The organism is Phaeobacter piscinae (assembly GCF_002407245.1).
In the GTDB taxonomy this organism is placed as follows: Bacteria; Pseudomonadota; Alphaproteobacteria; order Rhodobacterales; family Rhodobacteraceae; genus Phaeobacter; species Phaeobacter piscinae.
The window spans coordinates 201593-221388 of the sequence record NZ_CP010682.1 but is presented as its reverse complement, the minus strand read 5'-3'; the positions used below and the strand labels follow the sequence as shown (position 1 = coordinate 221388).

Sequence of the window (19796 nt, the reverse complement as noted above, 5' to 3'; positions counted from 1 at the left end):
TAATGTGGGCACGAGGCTCCGCGACGAAAAACAGCCCCCAAGCGGCGGCTCGGAGGCTGTGAGATTAACGGCGTGGGGGTTCTCAGCGGCGCTGTGGCACCCGATCCTCAAATCGTTTGAAGGCCAGTGTGATCACCCCTGCGATGGCCATATAGACCAACGCCAGCAGCAATAGCGGCTCATAGACAATGAATGTATCCGACCGCACCCGAGAGGAGACCGCGTAGATGTCCAGAACGGTGATGGTTGCCACCAGCGGCGTTGCCTTCAGCTGCAGTATGGTTTCACCGCCAAGCGTAGGCAGAACGTTGCGGACAGCCTGCGGCAGCCAGATGCGGCGGAACATGGTCAGACGAGGCATCCCGTAAGCCTTGGCTGCCTCCAGCTGCCCCTTGGCCACACCAGAGAAGGCGCCACGCATTACTTCGCCCTCGTAACCGGCGTAGGAGAGTGTGAGCGCCAGAACGGCATAAGGCCAGGCCTGTCGCAGGTAAGGCCACAGCTCGCTGGAGCGGATCCAGGGGAATTGTGGAAACAGCGAGCCTAGCCCGTAGTAAAGCAGCCAGATCTGCAACAACAACGGCGTGCCGCGGATGACCGTGCAGAAAATGCGCGCGGGCGTTGAGAGATACCACGGTCCAACGGCCTGGGCGAGGCCAAGAGGCACCGCCAGTGCAAAGCCAAGAATGCTGGTGACCACAAGGATCCAGATAGTGGTCCACAACCCTTCCAGTGCCAGCGGCGCATAGGCCGGAATCCAATCCCAGCGCAACGACATCGCACACCAGACCACCAAGGCAGCGAAGAGGGCCATCAGAACCAGCCGATGAGGCTTCATCAGAGATTTCAAGGCGGTCATTGGCGACCCTCCCGGAGCGAGGGCTGGCCGCGCCTTGCCCAGCGTTCGATCCAGCCGAAAATCACGCCGGAACAGAGCGTTACCATCAGGTATAGCGCTCCGGCCGCGAGGAAGAACGTGAAATAGGCGCGCGTACTGCTGGCGGCCTGTCGGGTTTCCAGGGTCAGCTCGGCAAAGCCGACGATGGCCAGCAGGGCGGTGTCCTTGGTGGCAATAAGCCAAAGATTGGCCAACCCCGGTGTTGCAAAGCTCATCATCGCAGGGATGGTCACCCGGCGCATGGTCATGAACGGTGGCATCCCGTATGACCGCGCCGCCTCAATTTGACCGGGGGGCACCGCCTTGATGGCACCGCGCAGCACCTCAGTGGCATAAGCCCCCTGCACAATGCCGAGCACCCAGATACCCGCCACAATCCCGCTGATTTCCACCCGACCGTAGCCGAAACTGCCGGCGACTTTGTTGATCAGATTGGTGCCGACGTAATAGAGGATCAGGATCAGCACCAGTTCAGGCACGGCACGGATCACAGTGGTGTAAATGGCGAGCAGATCGCGAAGGATCGGCCCGCCATAAAGTTTTCCGTAGGCCCCGAAAAGCCCGATGATCAGCCCCATACCAAAAGCCCCAAGGGCGATCTGGAGCGAATTGGCGAGGCCCCGCAACAGGTTGCCCCCCCATCCCGGCGGCGAGAGCGACAACAGCTGCGCGCTCTCGGCCAGACCAAACAGGTCGAGGAGTCCGGTCACGTTATGTCCTTACTCGGAGTAGATGCTGGTCGTGAAATACTTCGAGGTGATCTCGGCATGGGTGCCGTCGGCCAGGATTGCCGCGATCCCCTTGTTGAGCGCTGCCAGAACATCGCTGTCGCCCTTACGCACGCCGGCGCCGACACCTTTGCCGAGGATCGCCTCGTCATTGGCGACGGGGCCCTTGATCTCGCAGCAGCCACCGGCATCGGAGCCGACAAAGTCCGCCATTGCGATACTGTCGGCCTGGGTGGCGTCGATGCGACCGGCAAAGAGATCCTGATTGGCCTCATCCTGGGTCTGATAGACGCGCAACTCGGAATCTTTGAAGTATTCCTGTGCATAGGTCTGGTGAATGGTGGAGGCCTGGATGCCAACAACTTTGCCCGCCAGCGATTCCGGTGTCGGTTCGATGTCCATCGACTTATCCGCCACGATCACCGCCGGGGTGTTGTAGTAGGGGTCCGAGAAATCAATGGTTTTCAGCCGCTCTTCGGTGATCGACATGGAGGCCATGATGGCGTCGATCTGCTGGCCGGTGAGGGAGGGAATGATGCCGTCCCAGGCCACAGGAGTAATGACACACTCCATCTCAGCCGCGGCGCAGACTGCATTGATCACGTCGATCTCCCAGCCCACCCACTGACCGGAGGAATCCAGTGATGCAAAGGGCGGATAGGGTTCTGCGGCCACACCAATCTTGACCGGCTCTGCCTGCGCGACGGCACAGGTTGCAGCCACGGTCGCGGCAGCGAGGACTGTGGATTTGAGATTTGATATCATGGACATAACTGTCTCCCTGTTTTGTTATTTGTACGTGTTGTTATGCGTTAGGCGACCGAACTGAGGAACTGTTTCAGGCGCTCTGATTTTGGATTGCCAAAGACCTCAGACGGGGGGCCTTGCTCTTCGATCCGACCTTCGAAGAGATAGACGACGTGGTTTGCGACCTCGCGCGCGAATTTCATCTCATGGGTGACCAGCAGCATGGTGCGCCCTTCTGCCGCCAGATCGCGGATCACCGTCAGGACCTCCCCTACAAGTTCAGGATCAAGCGCCGATGTCGGTTCGTCAAACAGCATGACATTGGGATCCACGGCCAGTGCCCGAGCAATTGCGGCCCTCTGTTGCTGACCGCCGGAGAGGAAGGCCGGAAAGGCATCGGCCTTGTCGCCGAGGCCCACGCGGGCCAGGAGTTCATGGGCACGGTGGATCGCCTCGGAACGGGGCATCTTCAGCACATGAACCGGCACCTCGATGACATTTTCCAACAGGGTACGGTGGGTCCAGAGGTTGAACTGTTGAAACACCATCGCGAGACGGGTGCGAATGCGTTCGATCTGGCGGCGGTCGGCGGGGCTGCCATCCGGGCGCATCGCCACGGTTTCACCTGCGATGACGATTTCGCCTGAGTTGGGTGTCTCCAGAAAATTGATGCAGCGCAACATGGTCGATTTGCCGGAGCCGCTGCCGCCGATGATTGCCACCACATCGCCCTGTTTCGCGGTGAGGGATACGCCCTTCAACACCTCCAGCGACCCGAAGGATTTGTGCAGATCGCTAACACGGATCGCCTCGGCCTGCGTGTGGGGTTCCACCGGCGTCTCAGCACGCGCCTGTGCAGGGGCAGATGCTGTCGAAAGCGGGGCAGGGTCTGCGGCAGCCGGATCGGGCATTTTCTGATGTCCTCATATTTCGGCTTGTAGTAAGGCTGACTTGGAGTAATTATGCAAGTGTATAATTACTGACAGCGTGACTGCGCAGCACATTGGAGAGCCCCGTGTCAGGTGAACGCCGGAAATTTAAGCGCGCGACCGCACAGGAGCGGAAAGAGGCGCTGATCCTCGCAACTTTGGAGTTGGTGGCCGAGAAAGGTGTGCGCGGCGCAACCGTGCGCGATATTGCTGAGCGGGCGGATGTGACACAGGGGCTGATCCGGCATTATTTTTCCTCCAAGGAAGACCTGATGACCGCCGCCTATGAGCATCACATGGTCTTTATCAGTGATCTGACCTTTGCCCCGGTTGCCGGGATGGAAGGAACCGCCCGCGCCCGTCTGGCGGGGTTTGTCGAGGCGTCTTTGCTGCCACCGGTGGTGGAGCCGACGGCGGTGGCGCTTTGGGCCGGGTTTTTGAACAAAGTGCAGCAGGATCCGCAGATGCGGCAGATCCACCAACGCACCTATGACTATTTTCGCGACAAGCTGGGCGAGTTGATCGCTGCCGCGCTGGACGAGGCGGGGACCCCCGTCGACGCGGCGCGGCTGCATCATTTGGCGGTGGCCTGTAACGCGGTGATCGACGGGCTCTGGATGGAAGGCGGTGCCTTGCCGGAGGCGTTTGAAGAGGGCGAATTGCCGATGATCGGATTGGAATCCGTGGGCGCAATTCTGGGATTGAACTTGCAGCATAAGGCAGAACAGCCATGAGAATGACCGATGTGACCAGGCGGCTGGCGGGGCTTGGCGGGGCCAAGTGGGAGGTGCATCTGACCGCGCGCGAGATGATCGCCGCCGGTGCGGATATCATCGAGATGACCATTGGCGAACCGGATGTGCCCACACCTGGGGCGCTGATGCAGACCGCCGGCGCCGCGATGATGGCCGGGCGCACCGGCTATTCGGACGGGCGCGGCGAGGCCAACCTGCGCCAGGCCCTTGCAACACGCTACAGCGCCAGCACCGGGCGGGCTTTGGGGCCGAACAACGTGCTGTGCTTTCCGGGCACACAGACCGCGCTTTATGCGGTCCTGATGGGGGTCGCCGAGCACGGGGACGAGGTTCTGGTGGGCGATCCCATGTACGCCACCTATGAAGGCGTGATCCGGGCAAGTGGCGCCGACATGGTGCCGGTTCCGTTGCGGCCCGAGCATGGGTTTCGGATGCAGGCCGATGATATCGCAGAGAAAATCACACCCCGCAGCCGCGTCATTCTGCTGACCACACCGCACAATCCTACGGGGTCCATTCTGACGGTTGAGGATCTCGACGCCATTGGACGGCTGGCGGAGGTGCACGACCTGTGGATCATCTCAGATGAGGTTTACGAGCAGCTGGTGTTTGACGCGGCGGAATTTGTGTCGCCGCTGGCGCGCGCGGCCTTTGCCGATCGGGTGATTGTGGTGTCGTCGATCTCCAAATCACATGCGGCGCCGGGGTTCCGCAGTGGCTGGTGTATTGCCAGCACGGCCTTCTGTGACGGGTTGCTGCCGCTGTCGGAGACGATGCTGTTCGGCAATCAGCCTTTCATCGCGGATATGACGGAGCAGGCGGTGCGCGAAGGTTCGCCCGTGGCGGAGGGGATGCGCAGACGATTTGCAGCGCGTGCGGCAAAGCTGGCAGAGCGGTTGCACCGCGACACGGCTTTGCGGGTGCAAAGCCCGGAGGCTGGCATGTTTGCCATGATTGATGTGGCAGCAACCGGTCTGGACGGTGACGCCTATGCGCAGGACCTGTTGCACAGCGCCGGGGTTGCTGTGATGCCGGGATCATCCTTCGGCGAGAGCTTGCGGGGCTGGGTGCGGGTGGCACTCACGATTGAGGATGACGCATTTGATCGCGCGCTGACGCGTATCGTGGATCATGCCAGCCGCACATCAGCGGAGGTCGCATGACCATGGGGGATCACAAAACCGCTACACCCACAGTTGGTGAGGCGCTGGTTGAGGAACTGGCCGCACGCGGTGTGCAACATGTCTTTGGCATACCGGGAGTGCATACGGTCGAGCTTTACCGTGGGCTCGGGAAATCTGATCTTCGCCATATCACGCCGCGCCATGAACAGGGGGCCGGGTTTATGGCGGATGGATATGCACGGGTGTCCGGTCGGCCTGGCGTTGCCTTTGTCATCACGGGGCCGGGGCTGACCAACACGCTGACCCCAATGGCGCAGGCGCGGGCGGATTCGGTGCCGATGCTGGTGGTGTCGGGTGTGAACGAGAGCGGCTCTCTGGGGCAAGGAATGGGCCATCTGCATGAGTTGCCGGATCAGCATGCCCTTGCGAAGATGGTTGCGCTGAGGTCAGAGCATGTTGCGGCACCGCAGCAGCTGACGCCCGCTTTGGATCAGGCATTTGCACCAATTTCGGGCGCTGCGCTGTCTCGGCCCGGTCCCACCCATGTGCAGATCCCGCTGGATATCGCAGGGGTTGCCGCCGAGGAGGACACTGGGCAAGAAACTATCCCAACTGATGAGCAGGGCAGGGGGCGTGTATCCCCGGCAGATCTGGCGGCGCTGATGCAGCGCCTGACCGCAGCGGAACGTCCCGTGATCCTGGCCGGGGGCGGCGCGCGGTTCTGTGCTGATCAAGTGCGTCAGCTGGCAGAATATCTGGGCGCGCCCGTGGTCCAGACCGTTAATGCCCGCGGTGTGATGTTTGACCACCCGTTGTCGATGCCTGCCAGCCCGAGCCTCGGCTCGGTACGCGAATTGATCGAGGCGGCGGATATGGTGTTGGCACTTGGCACTGAGCTGGGACCGACAGATTACGATATGTATGCCACCGGAACCATGCCGCAGATGCCAGGGTTGATCCGGGTCGACCTTTGTGCGGATCAGCTGGCGCGCCACAGGGCGGAGCTAGCGATCCAGGATGATGTTGCGGCTGTTTTGTCGGCGGTGCTGGCTGAGTGGAAACCGGATGTGCATAGCCCAACCGATTGGGGCATCGGATCGGCTGAACAGACCCGGACGGCTGCCTGGGACGAAATCGGCGAGAGTTATCGCGCTCAGGTTACGGTGCTGAACGCGCTGCGCGCGGCGGTGCCGGGGGCAATTGTCGTTGGCGATTCCGCCCAGCCGATCTATGCGGGGAACCTTTACTATGACCACGACCGGCCCGGCGGCTGGTTCAATGCAGCAACCGGCTATGGCGCGCTTGGCTATGGTATACCTGCGGCCATTGGTGCGGCCGTTGCCGCACCTGAGACACCTGTCATCTGTATCACCGGCGATGGCGGCGCGCAGTTTTCGCTGCCCGAGATTATGACGGCGGTTGATGAGGCTTTGCCGATCACGTTCATCGTCTGGAACAACCACGGTTATCAGGAAATTGCCCGGTCCATGCAGGATGTCGGCGTGCCGGTGGTTGGCTGCGATCCGACACCACCGGATTTTGCAGCAACGGCACGCTCCTTCGGGATCTCGCATCGTTCAGTTTCGGCGGATCCGCAGGAGGTTGCCGCCGCAGTGAAGAGCGCGGCGATGGAAACCGGCCCCCGAATGATCGAAATCACCACCCCCAAATTCCTGCCAACACTGGCGACAAAGGACTGAGATATGACCAACCCTACCTATGAATTCACCCGCGCCATCACCCGCCGCCCGGCCTCCAGCATCACGGATGGGCTGCGCGCGGAGGACATCGGCACCCCCGATCTGGACAAGATGCTGGCCGCCCATGCCGATTATGTCGCCGCCCTGAAAAGCACGGGTGCCGAGGTGATCGAACTGCCGCCGCTGGAAGCCTTCCCGGATGCGGTTTTTGTGGAGGACACAGCGCTTTGCCTGCCGAAAGGCGCGGTGCTGATGCGTCCCGGCGCGCCGTCGCGACTGGGAGAGGTGGCCGAAATGGCGCCAACCCTGCGCCAGTGCTATGATGAGGTGCGCGAGATCAAAGGCCCTGGATTTATCGAAGGCGGCGATATTCTGGTCACGGAGCGCGAAATCCTTGTCGGTCGCTCGGCTAGGACTGATGCGGCGGGCGTTGCGGAGCTGGCGGAGATTGTCGCCGACTGGGGCCACAGCCTGCGCGAAGTTTTCACACCAGAGGAGGTGCTGCACTTCAAGACAGATTGTTCGTTGATGGACGGTGAGACCATTTTGTCCACCAAACGGCTGGATGCGTCCGGTTGTTTTGAGGGCTACCGGGTGCTGCATGTGGCTGAGGGTGAAGAAGCAGCTGCCAACGCCATCCGCTACAACAATCTGGTGCTGATGGCGGCGGATTTCCCACGCACGGCAGAGATGCTGGACCGGGAGGGGTTTGAGGTCGTTCAGATCAGCAACACGGAATGTGCCAAGCTTGACGGCGGCATGTCCTGCCTGTCGCTGCGCTTCTGAAGCAGCCCAAACGTGGATCTCTCCCGGTTTCGGGAGGGATCTGCCCGCATATGGTTGAAACTTGGCGCTGAGGCCCCTTATGAAAGGCAATCGGGCGGACAAAGACCATTGAGGCAGCGGCATGAGCGGGACAGAACGGATTTGCGTGATCGGGCTTGGCTATGTCGGGCTGCCGCTGGCGGTTGAGTTTGGCAAATCCCGTCCGGTGGTCGGGTTTGATATCAGCGCCGAGCGTATTGACGCGTTGCGGGCCGGTCAGGACAGCACCCGCGAGATCAGTGCCGAGGCCTTGTCCAGCGCTGAGCATCTGACACTGACCGCTGACCCTGCGGAGATCGCCGACTGCACGATCTTCATTGTGACCGTCCCGACCCCGATCGACGACAGCCGCCGGCCGGATCTGACGCCGCTGCTGCGCGCGTCTGAAACGGTTGGGCGAGTGCTGAAACCCGGCGATCTGGTGATCTATGAATCGACGGTCTACCCCGGCGCCACCGAAGAGGACTGCGTGCCCGTTCTGGAACACTTGTCCGGACTGACCTTCAACCGTGATTTCTATGCGGGCTATAGCCCGGAACGGATCAATCCCGGTGACAAGACGCGCCGCCTGCCGGATATCGTCAAAGTCACCTCCGGTTCGACCCCGGAGACAGCGGATCGGGTGGACGCGCTATACCGTGAGATTGTGACGGCGGGCACCCACAAGGCTGAGAGCATTCGCGTGGCCGAGGCCGCCAAAGTGATCGAGAACAGCCAACGTGATATCAACATCGCGCTGATCAATGAGCTGGCCAAGATCTTCAATCGCATGGATATCGATACCGAAGCGGTTCTGCGCGCGGCGGGGACGAAGTGGAATTTTCTTAATTTTCGCCCGGGTTTGGTGGGCGGACACTGCATCGGCGTTGACCCCTATTACCTGACCCACAAGGCAGAAAAGCTGGGCTATCACCCCGAAATCCTGTTGGCAGGGCGGCGTCTGAATGACGGAATGGGGTCCTATGTTGCCAGCCAGATGGTCAAGTCCATGCTGAAACGCAAGATGGCGGTTGCTGATGCGCGGGTGCTGGTGATGGGGCTGACCTTCAAGGAAAACTGCCCTGATTTGCGCAATACACGGGTGATCGACGTCGTGCGTTGCCTTGAGGAGTTTGGCCTGACAGTGGATGTCTATGATCCCCACGCGGACCCTGATGAAGCACGGGCTGAATACGGCGTGGATCTCGTCGCTGAGCCGCAGGCGGGCAGTTATGATGGCATGGTCCTGGCGGTGGCCCATCAGGAGTTTCGCGACATGGGCGCTGCGCAGATCCGGGCCTTGGGCCGGGCTGATGCGCTGCTCTATGATCTGAAGTATGTGCTGATGCCGGATCAGTCAGACCTGCGGCTCTGAACGGCGGCATAGTCTCTAATACAGACTATTTTGGAACCTTCGGCAGCTTGCCCCCGCGCCAATAGGCGCCGGTGTCTTCGCGCAGCGCCTCATAGGTGCGGATCCTGTCCTGTGCATCCCGGCCTCCGGCATCGACGAGATGGGTCAGCAGACAATCCAGAACAGCCATCGCGCCGGCGTAGCCGCCAAAGGGGTGCAACGCGTTATCCGCGACCAGTAACAGGTGGTCCGGCTGTAGTCCCGGCGCGATAACTTCGCTGTCGGAGATCAGGATCAGCGTCGCCCCCTTGCTGCGGGCCAGCCGCAGGGCTTGCAACGTTTCAGAGGAATAGGGGGCGAAGGTCATGGCGATCAGGCAATCCTCTGCGTCGATCTCCATCAGTTCGTCAACCGCAGCACCCATGTGACGGGGCACCAGATCCAGACTGGGCAAGGCCATGCGCCCGACGTAGTGAAAATAATAGGCCAGGGCGTAGCTGGCGCGGGTCGCGGTCACATAGCAGCGCCGCGCCGAGCTGAGTGCGGTGACAATGGCGGCGGTCCGGTCCGGGGTCATCAGCCGCAGGGACCTGGCCACGATGTTTACCTCATTGCGGGCAATGCGACCGTGACGGGCGGTGTCGGCGGTCTGTTCCAACCGATCCAGCCAACCAAGACCCAGACCGCCCTCGCGTTCGGTGGTCAGTGCGGCACGAAAGGGAGCGCGCAGGGCTTCGAAACTGTCAAAACCAAGATGTGCGGCCAGCCGGACAAGTGAATTGGCACTGACGCCGGCCTTGCTCGCGGAGACACGGATCGGATCAAGCCCGAAGTCTCCGGGCGTGTCGATGATGTATTTCGCCGCCGCCGAGAGGGCCGGGGGCAGGCTGTCGATCTGGGTTCTTAGCTGATCGAGCAGGCGATGGGTCTGTCGGGGATCAAGGTGCGGGTCCATACCGGCAGTTCAGACCATTTGTGTGATAGAGTGCAAGGCGGAACATATGTTTTGCCCCCGCCGGGGGACCGTTGGTCGGTCCGGCGGGGGCAGATGCGTTGATCTGTTAAGCGGATACCACTTGCAGGTCTGACGCGTTGCTTTGCGTGATTGATCCATCCTCTGCCACGGTGATCCGTTCACCATGGGCCAGCTGGTCGAGCCCCTTGCAGGCCACCAGCATCAGAATGTCCTTCTCACGCGCGACAATCGCCATATGGCTGAGCCAGCCGCCAACCTCGCTGAGGACGGCTCCCGACCGCTGCACATAGGGCAGCCAAGCGGGGTTGATCATGCGGCAGGCGAGGATATCGCCATCCTGAAAACCGTCAAAGACATCAGGGCCAATGGCGGTTTCATCCTCGATCCAGAACACGCGGGCCTCAACACTGCCGCTGCCCGCGACACAGGTGCCTCCGAGGCTGCCATCACCGGATCCCGCCTGCGCCCCAAGTGACAGCAGTTCACAGTCGCGCAGCGTGAGACTGACTGCGGTCGGCGCGGATGGCTTGCGCAGCTCCTCACGGTGCTTGCGGGCTGTGGCCTGATCTTTCAGCGCTGTGGGCTGGTCCCAGTTGCCGATCATGATCTCATCCATGTCCAGATAAAATACCAAGTCACCCAGACCGGAGCGGCTACCAAGTGCCAGCAACGCCCGGCGCAACTCTGCCAGAACCCGCAGGGCCTCGTGCTTGGCCTGCTCCTTCAGATCCTGATAGGCAATCGCCAGATCCAGCGTGTCACGCAGATCCTCGGGCAGGTTTGCCGGGGGAGTGACGGTGCCACTGATCGGCTCTACCGAACTGTCGAGCAGCGACGCGAGCAGGCTGGGGGCTTCCTTGTAGCGTGGTGCCGACAGCTCATAGTCAAAGATTGACCGATGCCCCATCAGAACCTGTGCGCGGCTTTCGGCCATCGGCCCGGTGCAGGATGCCAGCAGGCTGGACGGTGCATTGGGCAGTTCGGCATGCATCAGATGGGCACGCAGCGCAGAGTCACCTGATGCGGCGGCGCTGGCCTCGCCCATGGTGAAGCCTGCAAGAATATTCACCTTCTCAGCTTCGACATAGATGTCCGTGACAAAGAGGTCGCGCAGAGTCGCAATCGCCTCCAGTTGCTTGGGCAGCGGCAGGGCGGCGTAGTCCACGGCCTGCCAGAACGCCAGTTGATCGCTGAGCCGGGGCAGAACCTCCGCGTGGAAGCGGTCGATCATCGGACGGGCCTGTTTGCGCAGCTGCTTGGCCTTGGTTGCGGTCAACTTCAGCGTCATCTGCTCCTTGAGGTCGACATCGACGTAGGTCTTGCCAAAGAGGTTCACCAGGTGACCGGCGCGGCCTTCGGGCAGATTGTAGGGCACCGACAGGGCGCGGCAAGCCAGATCAACACTGCCCCCCGGTGACCAGAGACTGCCCATCAGCGAGAATGACAAGGGTGTCGGGCGCGGCAGAACCTCCGACATTTCGTCCTGTTCCAGAATGGTCTGGTCCGGATCAGCGTCCGCGTAGTGGTCCAGCAGATCACGCCATTCGGCCAGACGGGTTTGCTCCTGTTCGGTGCCGAGCGATAGCGTGGTGATGTCGCGGCTTTGCACAATCTGAAACTGACCGTTGGCATAGGCCCATTCGACATCCTGCGGGGCGCCGAAGGTCTCTTCGATGTGTTGCCCAAGCGCCAGAAGCGGTGCCATGTCCAGCGTCTGGTCCTGATCCTCGGATGCAGGCAATCCTGTGTAGCGGCCAAACCGCAGGCTGGTGGGGGTGACGCGGCCGGAGACCAGATCCTCTCCGCAGCCTTCGACCCATTCGATCATGCACATGCCCGGCGCCATGGGATCCTGTGTGAACAGGACACCGGCATATTCAGCCTGCACCATTTCCTGAACCACGATATTACCCTGATCGGTGCTGTCGCCATCTCCTGCGTAGCTGGCGGCGCGGTCTGAGGAGAAGCTGGTCACCACCTCATCAAGGGCTGCGCGCATGCTGTCGGCGGTCACATCGAGGACGGATTCGAAAACCCCGGCAAAACTCTGATCGGCGCCGTCCTCATTGCTGGCAGAGGAGCGTACAGCGACCGGTTTGCCGCCAGCTAGGCCGAAGACCTTGGCCGCAAAGGCGTCTTTCTGGGCGTCGGACATGTCGCGGTAGTCGTGGATCGCATCAGAGCGCACGATCACGCCGCCGGGCACCGGCAGGCCTGCGTTGCGCAGAATCGACAGGCGCAGGGCCTTGTTGCCGGCGTGTTCCAGCTCCTCTGTGTAACCCATCGGGATCACGCCGCGCGGCAGTTTGGCGAGGCGGCGTTTGTGGGCGCGCAAGGCGATGGCGTCGCCAAGCTGGCGGTGCATGCCTGTCACATAGGCGCGCTGCACCAGCAACAGCGTCAGGCTGAAGCAGAGATAGGTATTGGCCGCACCCGACAGGCTGAACACCATGGCAAAGAGCGCAGGCATGCCCAGCACCATCCACAGCAGTTTCTGGCGCTTGGTTTTGGCGACGGCCCACAACAGGTAAACCGCAGCAAGCGCGCAGAAAAGCACCGGCATGATGAACAGCGGATCGGGCAGGCCGAGGTCTGCCATCCACAGGAATGGCGTCTGCAGGCTGGCGCTGGCCTCTTGTGCGGCGGAGACGCCCAGCATCATCACCGGCAGGAACAACAACGCGCTGAGGTTTTTCATCGGTGTAAGGCCTTTGTCGGCGTAAAATGCCTGCACTGCACGGGCCTTGCGTACGGGATCATCGGCCAGTCGTTCTTTCAGCGCCTTCATCTCATCCGCGGTTTCGGCAGTGGTGATCTGGTCACGCTCGGATTTCAGCGCGACCGGCAGGATCATGATCCGGGTGATCAGCGACAACGCCAGTAGGCCCAGCAGAATGTGACTGCGTTCATGCACCCAGAGGAGGGCGGTCGCGAGGCCGGAGATCGCCTTGTCCCATAGGCCGCTCTGCTGGTCGGCAAGCCAGGCCTGAACATGCGGTTTGGGCGCCGGTGCGATAAAATACTCCCATGGCAACGTGTACCGTCCCCGGAAATCAAAGCCCTTTTGCGCCAATTCCAGACCCAGAACCTGGCTCATGAAACAACTGCGTCGATCATAGCAGGCGGCCAGCGTTGGTTTGCTGGGATCCAGCTCACTGATCCGTTGCATCAGATCGGCGGTGGTCATCTTGCGGATCGGAATGTTGACCGCTCCTGGCAGATGGCCCGCGTCAAAATCTCCGGGATAGCGGGTATCGACGATTTGCAGATCTTCGGTGGTCATCAAGGTGGTGAAATCGGCTGTGCTGAGGAGCACATCGCGGCCGGGATAGTCCGGGATCGCACGCAGATCGGAAAGGGTTTTCACATCCTTGTCGGAGAAATCCCGCCCTTCGACGATCCATTTTTCGATACCACCCGCGATAAAGCTGCAATCAATGCCCATCGCCGCCAGTTTGGCGCAGGTTTCGGAACTGCGGTTGCCATTGTGACAAAACAACACGACCTTCTGACCTGGCTGCACCGGGCGCGACTGCAGGAAGTCGGGGAAGCGGATATGGGTTGCGCCAGGCAGGGTGCCCATGGCGTTCTCACCGGTTTCACGGATGTCGTAGAACAGTGTTTGACCATCGTCGAGCGCGGTAGCGGCATCAGCGGTGGACATAGCCAACGGGTGATCTGATTGGCGCGAGAAACTGGTTTCCTTGAGTGTCGCATCCTTGATCTTGGTGCCGTCGAATTGCGCAGGTCGCACCAGGGTGGCCTGCAAACGGGCCTGTTCAACGGCGCGTTGGGTCGTGAACTGCCAGTAGTTCAGCATCGCCAGGGCCAGCGCTGCCAGCACCAAGCCGGTGATCAGTTTGACCGGGTATCGCTTCGATTCGGTCTTGCCCTTTGGTTGCAAGCCGAGCTTGGCTGCGACCACCGCACCAAGACCGGACACCATTGCGACCCCCACCGCCAACACCTGCGACAGAGAAGAGACCGAGCCAATCACCAGCTCCGGTGAGGGAATGGCCCAAGCCGCTGCGGGCGCCAGCGCCGACGAGAAAAGCACCGCCAGTAACAGGCGAGAAACGGATGAGCGGGTGTGAATGCATTGTGGTATCACGGGAGGTCCTGCCGAGCTTGTGCCCGATCTTCAAATTTGTGACGAATTTTATACAAGAGCGCTGAAATCGTTACTGAAACGTTAATATCTATGACACACGTCGGAGTGAGCCGGAAAATTATTTATACAATTTCAGGGTCACTTAACCAAATTTTCTCACTATTCAGGGTAAACAGATGTGCGAATTCACCGATCCGGCGAAACCCGGGTTCAGTCTGGAGACGATGATGCGAACCGCTTCTAAAAATCATAGTGAGACCGGGGGCGTCCTGCGCCTGTATACGATTTTTTGCGTCTGTCTGTTGATGTTGATGACGTCAATGCCGGCGCGCGCCGATATCACGCTGACATTTGGCACCTATGCTGCAGATAAACCCACGGTGACGGTGAAGAAATACCGCCCGTTTTTGACGTTTCTGTCCAATCGTTTGGGGGAGGCTTTAGGCGAAAAAGTTATCATTCGGATGACGGTTGCCAAGGAATATCAAGAGGGTATCGATCAACTTGCCAGCGGGGAGGTTGATTTCGCGCGCTTTGGCCCAGCCTCCTATGTCCATGTCATGAAGCAGAACCCCGACATTCAGATTGTGGCCATGGAATCGAAAAAAGGACGTAAGCGTTTCAAAGGCGTGATTGTTGTCCACCGTGACAGCGCTATCAACGAATTGTCGGATCTGGCGGGCCTGAGCTTTGCCTTTGGTGATGAGCTGTCGACGATTGGCCGCTACTTGGCGCAAAGCCATCTTCTGGAGGCCGGAATCGACAGCGGTGATCTGCATACCTACGATTACCTTGGTCGTCACGATTTGGTGGGGGAAGCGGTCGGAGCTGGCAAGTTTACTGCAGGTGCATTGAAAGAGAGTACTTATAAAAAGCTAATCGCTAAAGGTGTGCCGATTCGGGTGCTGACCAGTTTTGACAACGTGACCAAACCCTGGCTTGCCGCATCGGATCTGCCGGAGGATGTGCTGCTGGCCATGCGTGAGGTCATGTTATCCTCGGAAAACGAGGAGATCGTTCGACGGGTGTCCAAAAACGGCTTTCTTCAGGGTTCTGATTCCGATTACGACCTGATCCGCGATGCGATGGAGCAGAGCCAGGCATTTTAGTGCCTTCACCGGGGATCCTTATGAAACGCACGGGCATACTCTTTCAGATCGTGTTGTCTTTGTCGCTGGCGGCGTTGCTGGTCGCGGCTGCAATCGGTGATGTCGCGCGCCGCTACGAGACCGGAAATCTCCAGGCACAATTAAAAGAACAGGCTGAGCTGACGATTTCGCTGCTGAGCGGGCTGATGCTAGAGTCGATCATCGTTGAAGATGTGCCGGTTCTTGAAACCGGATTGTTCGAGGCGATTGCTCGTAATCCCAAACTCTTGAAGATCCAGATTCAGAATAGTGCGGGTACTCCGATTGCCGAGGCGGGCCAGGTTGATCAGGTCGGGGTGGGGGACTTTGTTATGTATGACCGCCCCATTACCTTGGATGGATTCGACTTCGGCCGCATGGTTGTCCATTGGTCTACACGTGAAGGCCAGGCGATGGTTCAGCACAAGGTCAGTCAGACCATCATGTGGACAGTGGTTGCGGTGGCGGTGCTGTCGCTGCTGGTGTTGCTTCTGGTAAGCGTCCTGGCATTGCGCCCTTTGCATATCATCCATCAGCGGATGTCGGATGCAATTTCCGGCCTTTCGAGACAGCCGGCCCGCCTGCCGTGGTTTGGTTCGCGCGAGTTTCGGGCGCTGAATTTCTCCGTTGGCGTGCTCGAAGACACATTCTTCGAGCGGGATGAACGCGAATACGCATTGGATGAGGCCCGCAAGGCCGCCGATATCGCGAACCGGGCGAAGTCTGAATTCCTAGCAAATATGTCTCATGAGATCCGGACGCCGATGAACGGGGTTATCGGCATGGCTGAGCTGATCCTTGAAACCGATCTGGATGAAGATCAGACAATGTATGCCGAGACGATCTCAAAATCGGGATCGGCGCTGCTGACCATTATCAACGATATCCTGAACTTCTCCAAAATCGAAGCTGGAAAGATGGAGTTGGAGCGCGCGCCCTTCAATTTGCAGACCGCGATTGAGGATGTGGTGACGCTGCTTTCACCGAAAGCAGCCGAGAAAAACGTCGAGGTGACTCTTCGCTATGATCCCAGTTTGCCAGAGTGCTACGAAGGCGATGTTGGGCGTATTCGCCAGATTTTGACCAATGTTGCAGGCAATGCGGTCAAATTTACCGGCAAGGGGTATGTTTATATCGAGGTTTCCGGAGAGACTGACGATGATCGGACAGCTCTGCGCATCTCGGTGACCGATACTGGCGCTGGCATACCGGGTGACCGTCTGGATCGAATTTTCAACGCGTTTGAGCAAGCTGATGGCGCCGCCACGCGTAACTACGAAGGCACCGGTTTGGGCCTGGCGATCTCGACCCGGTTGTTGGAGTTGATGGGAGGGCGGATCTCTGTTCAGTCGGTTCTTGGAAAGGGGTCTGTGTTCACCATTGAACTGCCGCTTCGGATTCGGCCGAGCCAGCCGAAACGGGCGCAGGATGTCCGCGATTTCAACGGTCTCAGAGCCTTGGTGGTTGATGATCTTGAGCTCAACCGAATTATTCTGACTGAACGGCTGGCAACATGGGGCGTGCAAAGCGTCACCGCCGGCTCAGCCCATCAGGCGCTGGAGTTGCTGCTGGATTCACGTCACGATGGCACTCACTACGACGTTATTTTGCAAGACTTCCAGATGCCGGGTATGGACGGCAAGGAGCTGGCGGAACGCATACGGGAGATCCCGGAATACTGCGATTTGCCAATCGTGATCCTATCCTCCGTTGAAAATACCATTGACCGGGAGGCCCGCGAACATCTGGGGCGCTGTGAGGTCGCCCTGAAACCATTGCGGGCTGCGCAGCTGCGATCGGTTATGGCCCGCGTGCTGGAGACGTCCTCTGAAAGTCCTGTCCAAACCATGCCGACGCGGAGCGTCGACTCCCCCGCAGCTCCAGAGGTGAAATTGCTGCTCGCAGAGGACAACAGAACCAATCAGCTGGTTGTCTCGCGCATGTTGAAGGCCGCTCCGATCGAAGTTTTGATCGCAGCCAACGGGGAAGAGGCGGTGACGATGTTTCAGGAACACCATCCGGATATCGTGCTGATGGATATGATGATGCCGGTGAAGGACGGGCTCGACGCCACAGCTGAGATACGTCAGCTGGAGAAGGACAACGGTCTAGGTCGCTGCCCCGTGGTTGCGTTGACGGCAAACGCGCTGCAATCGCATCGTGAGGAATGTCTTGCGGCGGGCATGGATGATTTTCTGAGCAAGCCGATTAACAAGAAGGCGCTGCTTGGGGCGGTCGGCAAATGGGTTGATTGCGGACCTTTGCTGAAAACCGGAACCTGACACCCCCAAGCTGGCGGAGAGATCAGGCAGCTCGCCATTCTCAATCTTCTGCGCGCGATCTAAGGTCCCTCTGGTGGCTATAGTATCCTGCCAGCCATAGGGATGTGATTTCGTGATGCGTCAGCCTTGGCTCATGTCTTGCTCAGCAGCTGCTTGAGGCTCGACAGGGCGAAGAGACCGGCCGCAAGACAGACAATTGTTGGTCCGGTTGGTGTGTCGAACATGAAGGCCAGTTGCAAACCTCCCAGTGCTGAGACTGCACCGGTGACGGCTGCGATGATGGTCATGCGTTCGGGCGTTGCAGCAAAAGGCCGAGCGGTTGCCGCCGGGATGATCAGCAGGGCCGCGATCAGCAACACGCCGACAACCTTGATCGCAACGGCCACCACAACCGCCAGCGCCAGGGTCAGGACCAGCTGCTCACGTCGGGGATCAATCCCCGCTGCATGCGCAAGGTCAGGGTTCAGCGTCGCGGTCAACAGCGCTGACCACCGCCACCACAGCAGCCCCACAACCAAGACGGCGCCGCCCCAGATCACCATAAGATCGTTGGCATTTACCGCGAGGATATCACCAAACAGATAGGCCATCAGGTCAAGCCGCACGCCTTGCAGAAAGGACACCGCCACGAGGCCGAACGCCAGAGACGAATGGGCCAGTACGCCCAGAAGCGTGTCAACCGCGTAGCCTCTGCCGCTGAGTGTCGAGACAACCGTGGCCATGATCAGGGCCATCGCGAGCACGCCGACGAAAATCGAGGTGTCGAAACTGAGGGCGAGCGCGATCCCCAGGATCGACGCATGTGCGGTTGCATCGCCGAAATAGGCCATCCGGCGCCAGACCACAAAACACCCAAGGGGGGCCGCGGCAATTGCGACGCCGACGCCTGCAAGCGCGGCGCGGATCAGAAAGCTGTCCAAAATCATCATCAGTGGGGTCCGGTCATATCGGCATTGGCGGTCTGCGCATCATGCGCGTGGTCGTGACCGCAGCGGTGATCGTGCGAGTGGTTGTGTTCGTGTCGATAGAGAGCCAGGGCGCCCTGCGTCCCGGTTCCGAAAAGGGCGCGATACTCCGGGGCGGAGGCCACATGTTCGGGGGCGCCTTCGCAACAGATGTGACCATTGAGGCAAATCACACGGTCGGAGGCGGCCATAACCACGTGCAATTCATGGCTGACCATCAGAATGGCACAGCCCAAATCGCGGCGCAGCTGTTCGATTTGCTGATAGAAAGCGGCGGACCCGGGCTGGTCCAGCCCCTGCGTGGCCTCATCCAAAATCAGCAGCTGCGGATTACAAAGCAACGCGCGCGCCAGCAGAACACGCTGGAACTGACCTCCTGACAATTTGGTCATCTGGCGTTTCATCAACTGTCCGGCGCCAGCTTGCTCCAGCGCCTTCTGCGCAGCGGCATCCGACACGGAATGCGGCAGGCTCAGGAACCGGCGCACATTGAGAGGCAAGGTTGGATCGATATGCAGCTTCTGCGGAACATAGCCGATGCGCAGCCCCTGCGCCCGGGACACAGCGCCAAGCGTTGGCCGCAACGCGCCGATGATCGTCCGCAGAAAGGTGGATTTCCCCGAGCCATTGGGGCCGACGATGGTCACGATTTCTCCGCGATCAATCGCAAAATTAACATTGTGCAGCACGGGGTTGGCGTTGTGCCTTACGCTGACACCGGTAAGTTTGACCAAGCTCATGACGCGTCGTCCGCCTGACATTTAGGACAAAGACCCTCCGCCTCCATGACCGTGCGTTCAATCAGAAACCCCGCTTCACGGGCGGCGGCCCCAAGGCGGCCGTTTGAGGTTTGGGACGGTGCCTCTGCAACCGCATTGCAGGTGCGGCAGATCATAAAGACCGGGGCGTGATCGTCACCGGGGTGGCTGCAGGCCACAAAAGCGTTCAGCCGTTCAATCTTGTGCGCGAAGCCGTTCTTCACCAGAAAATCCAGCGCCCGATAGGCAATCGGAGGCTGCGATCCCAAACCTTCGCTGCGCAGAATGTCCAGAAGATCATAAGCGCCCATAGCGCGATGGGCCTGAAGCAAGATTTCCAGCACCCGGCGCCGCACTGGCGTAAATTGCAGGCCATTCGCACGACAATGTGCATCAGCGACGGCGATCCCATCGCTGATACAGTGGCTGTGGTCGTGTGCGTGAAATCCGATGGGGTCCATCTGAGGCTCCGTTGGGCGATCTCTTTCGGGGTTGATATGTTATGTTATGACGTTTATCAACCGCCGTAATGTTATAC

Annotated in this window: 16 protein-coding genes; 7 read left to right on the top strand and 9 right to left on the bottom strand. The window is 59.9% G+C overall.

The genetic code is table 11. The annotated features are described in order from the left end of the window. Positions 1 to 82: 82 nt before the first annotated feature. The 4 genes from phaeop14_RS18155 to phaeop14_RS18140 are packed head-to-tail and all read right to left on the bottom strand — an operon-like array spanning position 83 to position 3284. Complete coding sequence (locus phaeop14_RS18155; RefSeq protein ID WP_096790479.1) at positions 83 to 859, bottom strand: ABC transporter permease; 777 nt, start codon at positions 857 to 859, stop codon at positions 83 to 85. Beyond that, positions 856 to 1608, bottom strand: coding sequence for an ABC transporter permease (locus tag phaeop14_RS18150; RefSeq protein ID WP_096790478.1), 753 nt, complete (start codon positions 1606 to 1608; stop codon positions 856 to 858). Before phaeop14_RS18150 ends, phaeop14_RS18155 begins: the two co-directional genes overlap by 4 nt. 9 nt (positions 1609 to 1617) lie before the next feature. Then, positions 1618 to 2397, bottom strand: coding sequence for a transporter substrate-binding domain-containing protein (locus tag phaeop14_RS18145; protein WP_082035375.1), 780 nt, complete (start codon positions 2395 to 2397; stop codon positions 1618 to 1620). Positions 2398 to 2438: 41 nt separating this feature from the next. Continuing rightward, a complete protein-coding gene (locus phaeop14_RS18140; RefSeq protein WP_241770507.1) occupies positions 2439 to 3284 on the bottom strand; it encodes an ABC transporter ATP-binding protein in 846 nt (281 codons plus the stop codon). Positions 3285 to 3388: 104 nt separating this feature from the next. Between phaeop14_RS18140 and phaeop14_RS18135 the strand changes: the two genes are divergently transcribed. The 5 genes from phaeop14_RS18135 to tviB all read left to right on the top strand — a co-directional run bounded on the left by phaeop14_RS18135 (position 3389) and on the right by tviB (position 9060). Further along, the gene (locus phaeop14_RS18135) at positions 3389 to 4036 is read left to right on the top strand and encodes a TetR/AcrR family transcriptional regulator (RefSeq protein ID WP_040169694.1); all 648 of its coding nucleotides are present in this window, start codon (positions 3389 to 3391) and stop codon (positions 4034 to 4036) included. Then, positions 4033 to 5220: a pyridoxal phosphate-dependent aminotransferase gene (locus phaeop14_RS18130; protein ID WP_096790477.1), complete on the top strand. Its 1188-nt coding sequence runs from the start codon at positions 4033 to 4035 to the stop codon at positions 5218 to 5220. Before phaeop14_RS18135 ends, phaeop14_RS18130 begins: the two co-directional genes overlap by 4 nt. 2 nt (positions 5221 to 5222) lie before the next feature. Next, a complete protein-coding gene (locus tag phaeop14_RS18125) occupies positions 5223 to 6881 on the top strand; it encodes a 5-guanidino-2-oxopentanoate decarboxylase (RefSeq protein ID WP_096790476.1) in 1659 nt (552 codons plus the stop codon). 3 nt (positions 6882 to 6884) lie between these two features. Next, positions 6885 to 7667 carry a dimethylarginine dimethylaminohydrolase family protein gene (locus tag phaeop14_RS18120; RefSeq protein WP_096790475.1) on the top strand — a complete coding sequence of 261 codons (783 nt, stop codon included), beginning with the start codon at positions 6885 to 6887 and terminating at the stop codon, positions 7665 to 7667. Positions 7668 to 7788: 121 nt separating this feature from the next. Then, on the top strand, positions 7789 to 9060 hold the full coding sequence (gene tviB / locus phaeop14_RS18115) for a Vi polysaccharide biosynthesis UDP-N-acetylglucosamine C-6 dehydrogenase TviB (RefSeq protein ID WP_096790474.1): 1272 nt from the start codon (positions 7789 to 7791) through the stop codon (positions 9058 to 9060). Positions 9061 to 9085: 25 nt separating this feature from the next. Here the strand turns inward: tviB and phaeop14_RS18110 are convergent, their stop codons facing one another. Together phaeop14_RS18110 and phaeop14_RS18105 are read right to left on the bottom strand one after the other, a co-directional pair. Further along, the gene (locus phaeop14_RS18110) at positions 9086 to 9994 is read right to left on the bottom strand and encodes a MurR/RpiR family transcriptional regulator (protein WP_096790473.1); all 909 of its coding nucleotides are present in this window, start codon (positions 9992 to 9994) and stop codon (positions 9086 to 9088) included. Between the two features lie 106 nt (positions 9995 to 10100). Next, positions 10101 to 13961 carry a PEP/pyruvate-binding domain-containing protein gene (locus phaeop14_RS18105; protein ID WP_416011609.1) on the bottom strand — a complete coding sequence of 1287 codons (3861 nt, stop codon included), beginning with the start codon at positions 13959 to 13961 and terminating at the stop codon, positions 10101 to 10103. Positions 13962 to 14302: 341 nt separating this feature from the next. On the opposite strand from phaeop14_RS18105, the gene phaeop14_RS18100 reads away from it, so the two are divergent. Next, positions 14303 to 15235 (top strand): PhnD/SsuA/transferrin family substrate-binding protein, encoded by a 933-nt coding sequence (locus phaeop14_RS18100; RefSeq protein WP_369808877.1) that lies wholly within the window; start codon positions 14303 to 14305, stop codon positions 15233 to 15235. Positions 15236 to 15255: 20 nt separating this feature from the next. Then, complete coding sequence (locus phaeop14_RS18095; protein ID WP_096790471.1) at positions 15256 to 17535, top strand: response regulator; 2280 nt, start codon at positions 15256 to 15258, stop codon at positions 17533 to 17535. 131 nt (positions 17536 to 17666) lie between these two features. On the opposite strand, the gene phaeop14_RS18090 is transcribed toward phaeop14_RS18095, so the two are convergent. The 3 genes from phaeop14_RS18090 to phaeop14_RS18080 are packed head-to-tail and all read right to left on the bottom strand — an operon-like array spanning position 17667 to position 19719. Beyond that, positions 17667 to 18464 (bottom strand): iron chelate uptake ABC transporter family permease subunit, encoded by a 798-nt coding sequence (locus phaeop14_RS18090; protein WP_096790470.1) that lies wholly within the window; start codon positions 18462 to 18464, stop codon positions 17667 to 17669. Continuing rightward, positions 18464 to 19240 (bottom strand): ATP-binding cassette domain-containing protein, encoded by a 777-nt coding sequence (locus tag phaeop14_RS18085; RefSeq protein WP_096790469.1) that lies wholly within the window; start codon positions 19238 to 19240, stop codon positions 18464 to 18466. Before phaeop14_RS18085 ends, phaeop14_RS18090 begins: the two co-directional genes overlap by 1 nt. Beyond that, on the bottom strand, positions 19237 to 19719 hold the full coding sequence (locus phaeop14_RS18080; protein WP_040169677.1) for a Fur family transcriptional regulator: 483 nt from the start codon (positions 19717 to 19719) through the stop codon (positions 19237 to 19239). Before phaeop14_RS18080 ends, phaeop14_RS18085 begins: the two co-directional genes overlap by 4 nt. Positions 19720 to 19796 lie beyond the last annotated feature (77 nt).

What these genes read in the sequence shown, in the direction of transcription:
- phaeop14_RS18140 (WP_241770507.1), bottom strand. Translation starts at nt 3,284, where the DNA reads ATGCCCGATCCGGCTGCCGCAGACCCTGCCCCGCTTTCGACAGCATCT.
- phaeop14_RS18145 (WP_082035375.1), bottom strand. Translation starts at nt 2,397, where the DNA reads ATGTCCATGATATCAAATCTCAAATCCACAGTCCTCGCTGCCGCGACC.
- phaeop14_RS18105 (WP_416011609.1), bottom strand. Translation starts at nt 13,961, where the DNA reads ATGGTGTCCGGTCTTGGTGCGGTGGTCGCAGCCAAGCTCGGCTTGCAA.
- phaeop14_RS18095 (WP_096790471.1), top strand. Translation starts at nt 15,256, where the DNA reads ATGAAACGCACGGGCATACTCTTTCAGATCGTGTTGTCTTTGTCGCTG.
- phaeop14_RS18080 (WP_040169677.1), bottom strand. Translation starts at nt 19,719, where the DNA reads ATGGACCCCATCGGATTTCACGCACACGACCACAGCCACTGTATCAGC.
- phaeop14_RS18130 (WP_096790477.1), top strand. Translation starts at nt 4,033, where the DNA reads ATGAGAATGACCGATGTGACCAGGCGGCTGGCGGGGCTTGGCGGGGCC.
- phaeop14_RS18100 (WP_369808877.1), top strand. Translation starts at nt 14,303, where the DNA reads ATGTGCGAATTCACCGATCCGGCGAAACCCGGGTTCAGTCTGGAGACG.
- phaeop14_RS18125 (WP_096790476.1), top strand. Translation starts at nt 5,223, where the DNA reads ATGGGGGATCACAAAACCGCTACACCCACAGTTGGTGAGGCGCTGGTT.
- tviB (WP_096790474.1), top strand. Translation starts at nt 7,789, where the DNA reads ATGAGCGGGACAGAACGGATTTGCGTGATCGGGCTTGGCTATGTCGGG.
- phaeop14_RS18085 (WP_096790469.1), bottom strand. Translation starts at nt 19,240, where the DNA reads ATGAGCTTGGTCAAACTTACCGGTGTCAGCGTAAGGCACAACGCCAAC.
- phaeop14_RS18090 (WP_096790470.1), bottom strand. Translation starts at nt 18,464, where the DNA reads ATGATGATTTTGGACAGCTTTCTGATCCGCGCCGCGCTTGCAGGCGTC.
- phaeop14_RS18120 (WP_096790475.1), top strand. Translation starts at nt 6,885, where the DNA reads ATGACCAACCCTACCTATGAATTCACCCGCGCCATCACCCGCCGCCCG.
- phaeop14_RS18110 (WP_096790473.1), bottom strand. Translation starts at nt 9,994, where the DNA reads ATGGACCCGCACCTTGATCCCCGACAGACCCATCGCCTGCTCGATCAG.
- phaeop14_RS18155 (WP_096790479.1), bottom strand. Translation starts at nt 859, where the DNA reads ATGACCGCCTTGAAATCTCTGATGAAGCCTCATCGGCTGGTTCTGATG.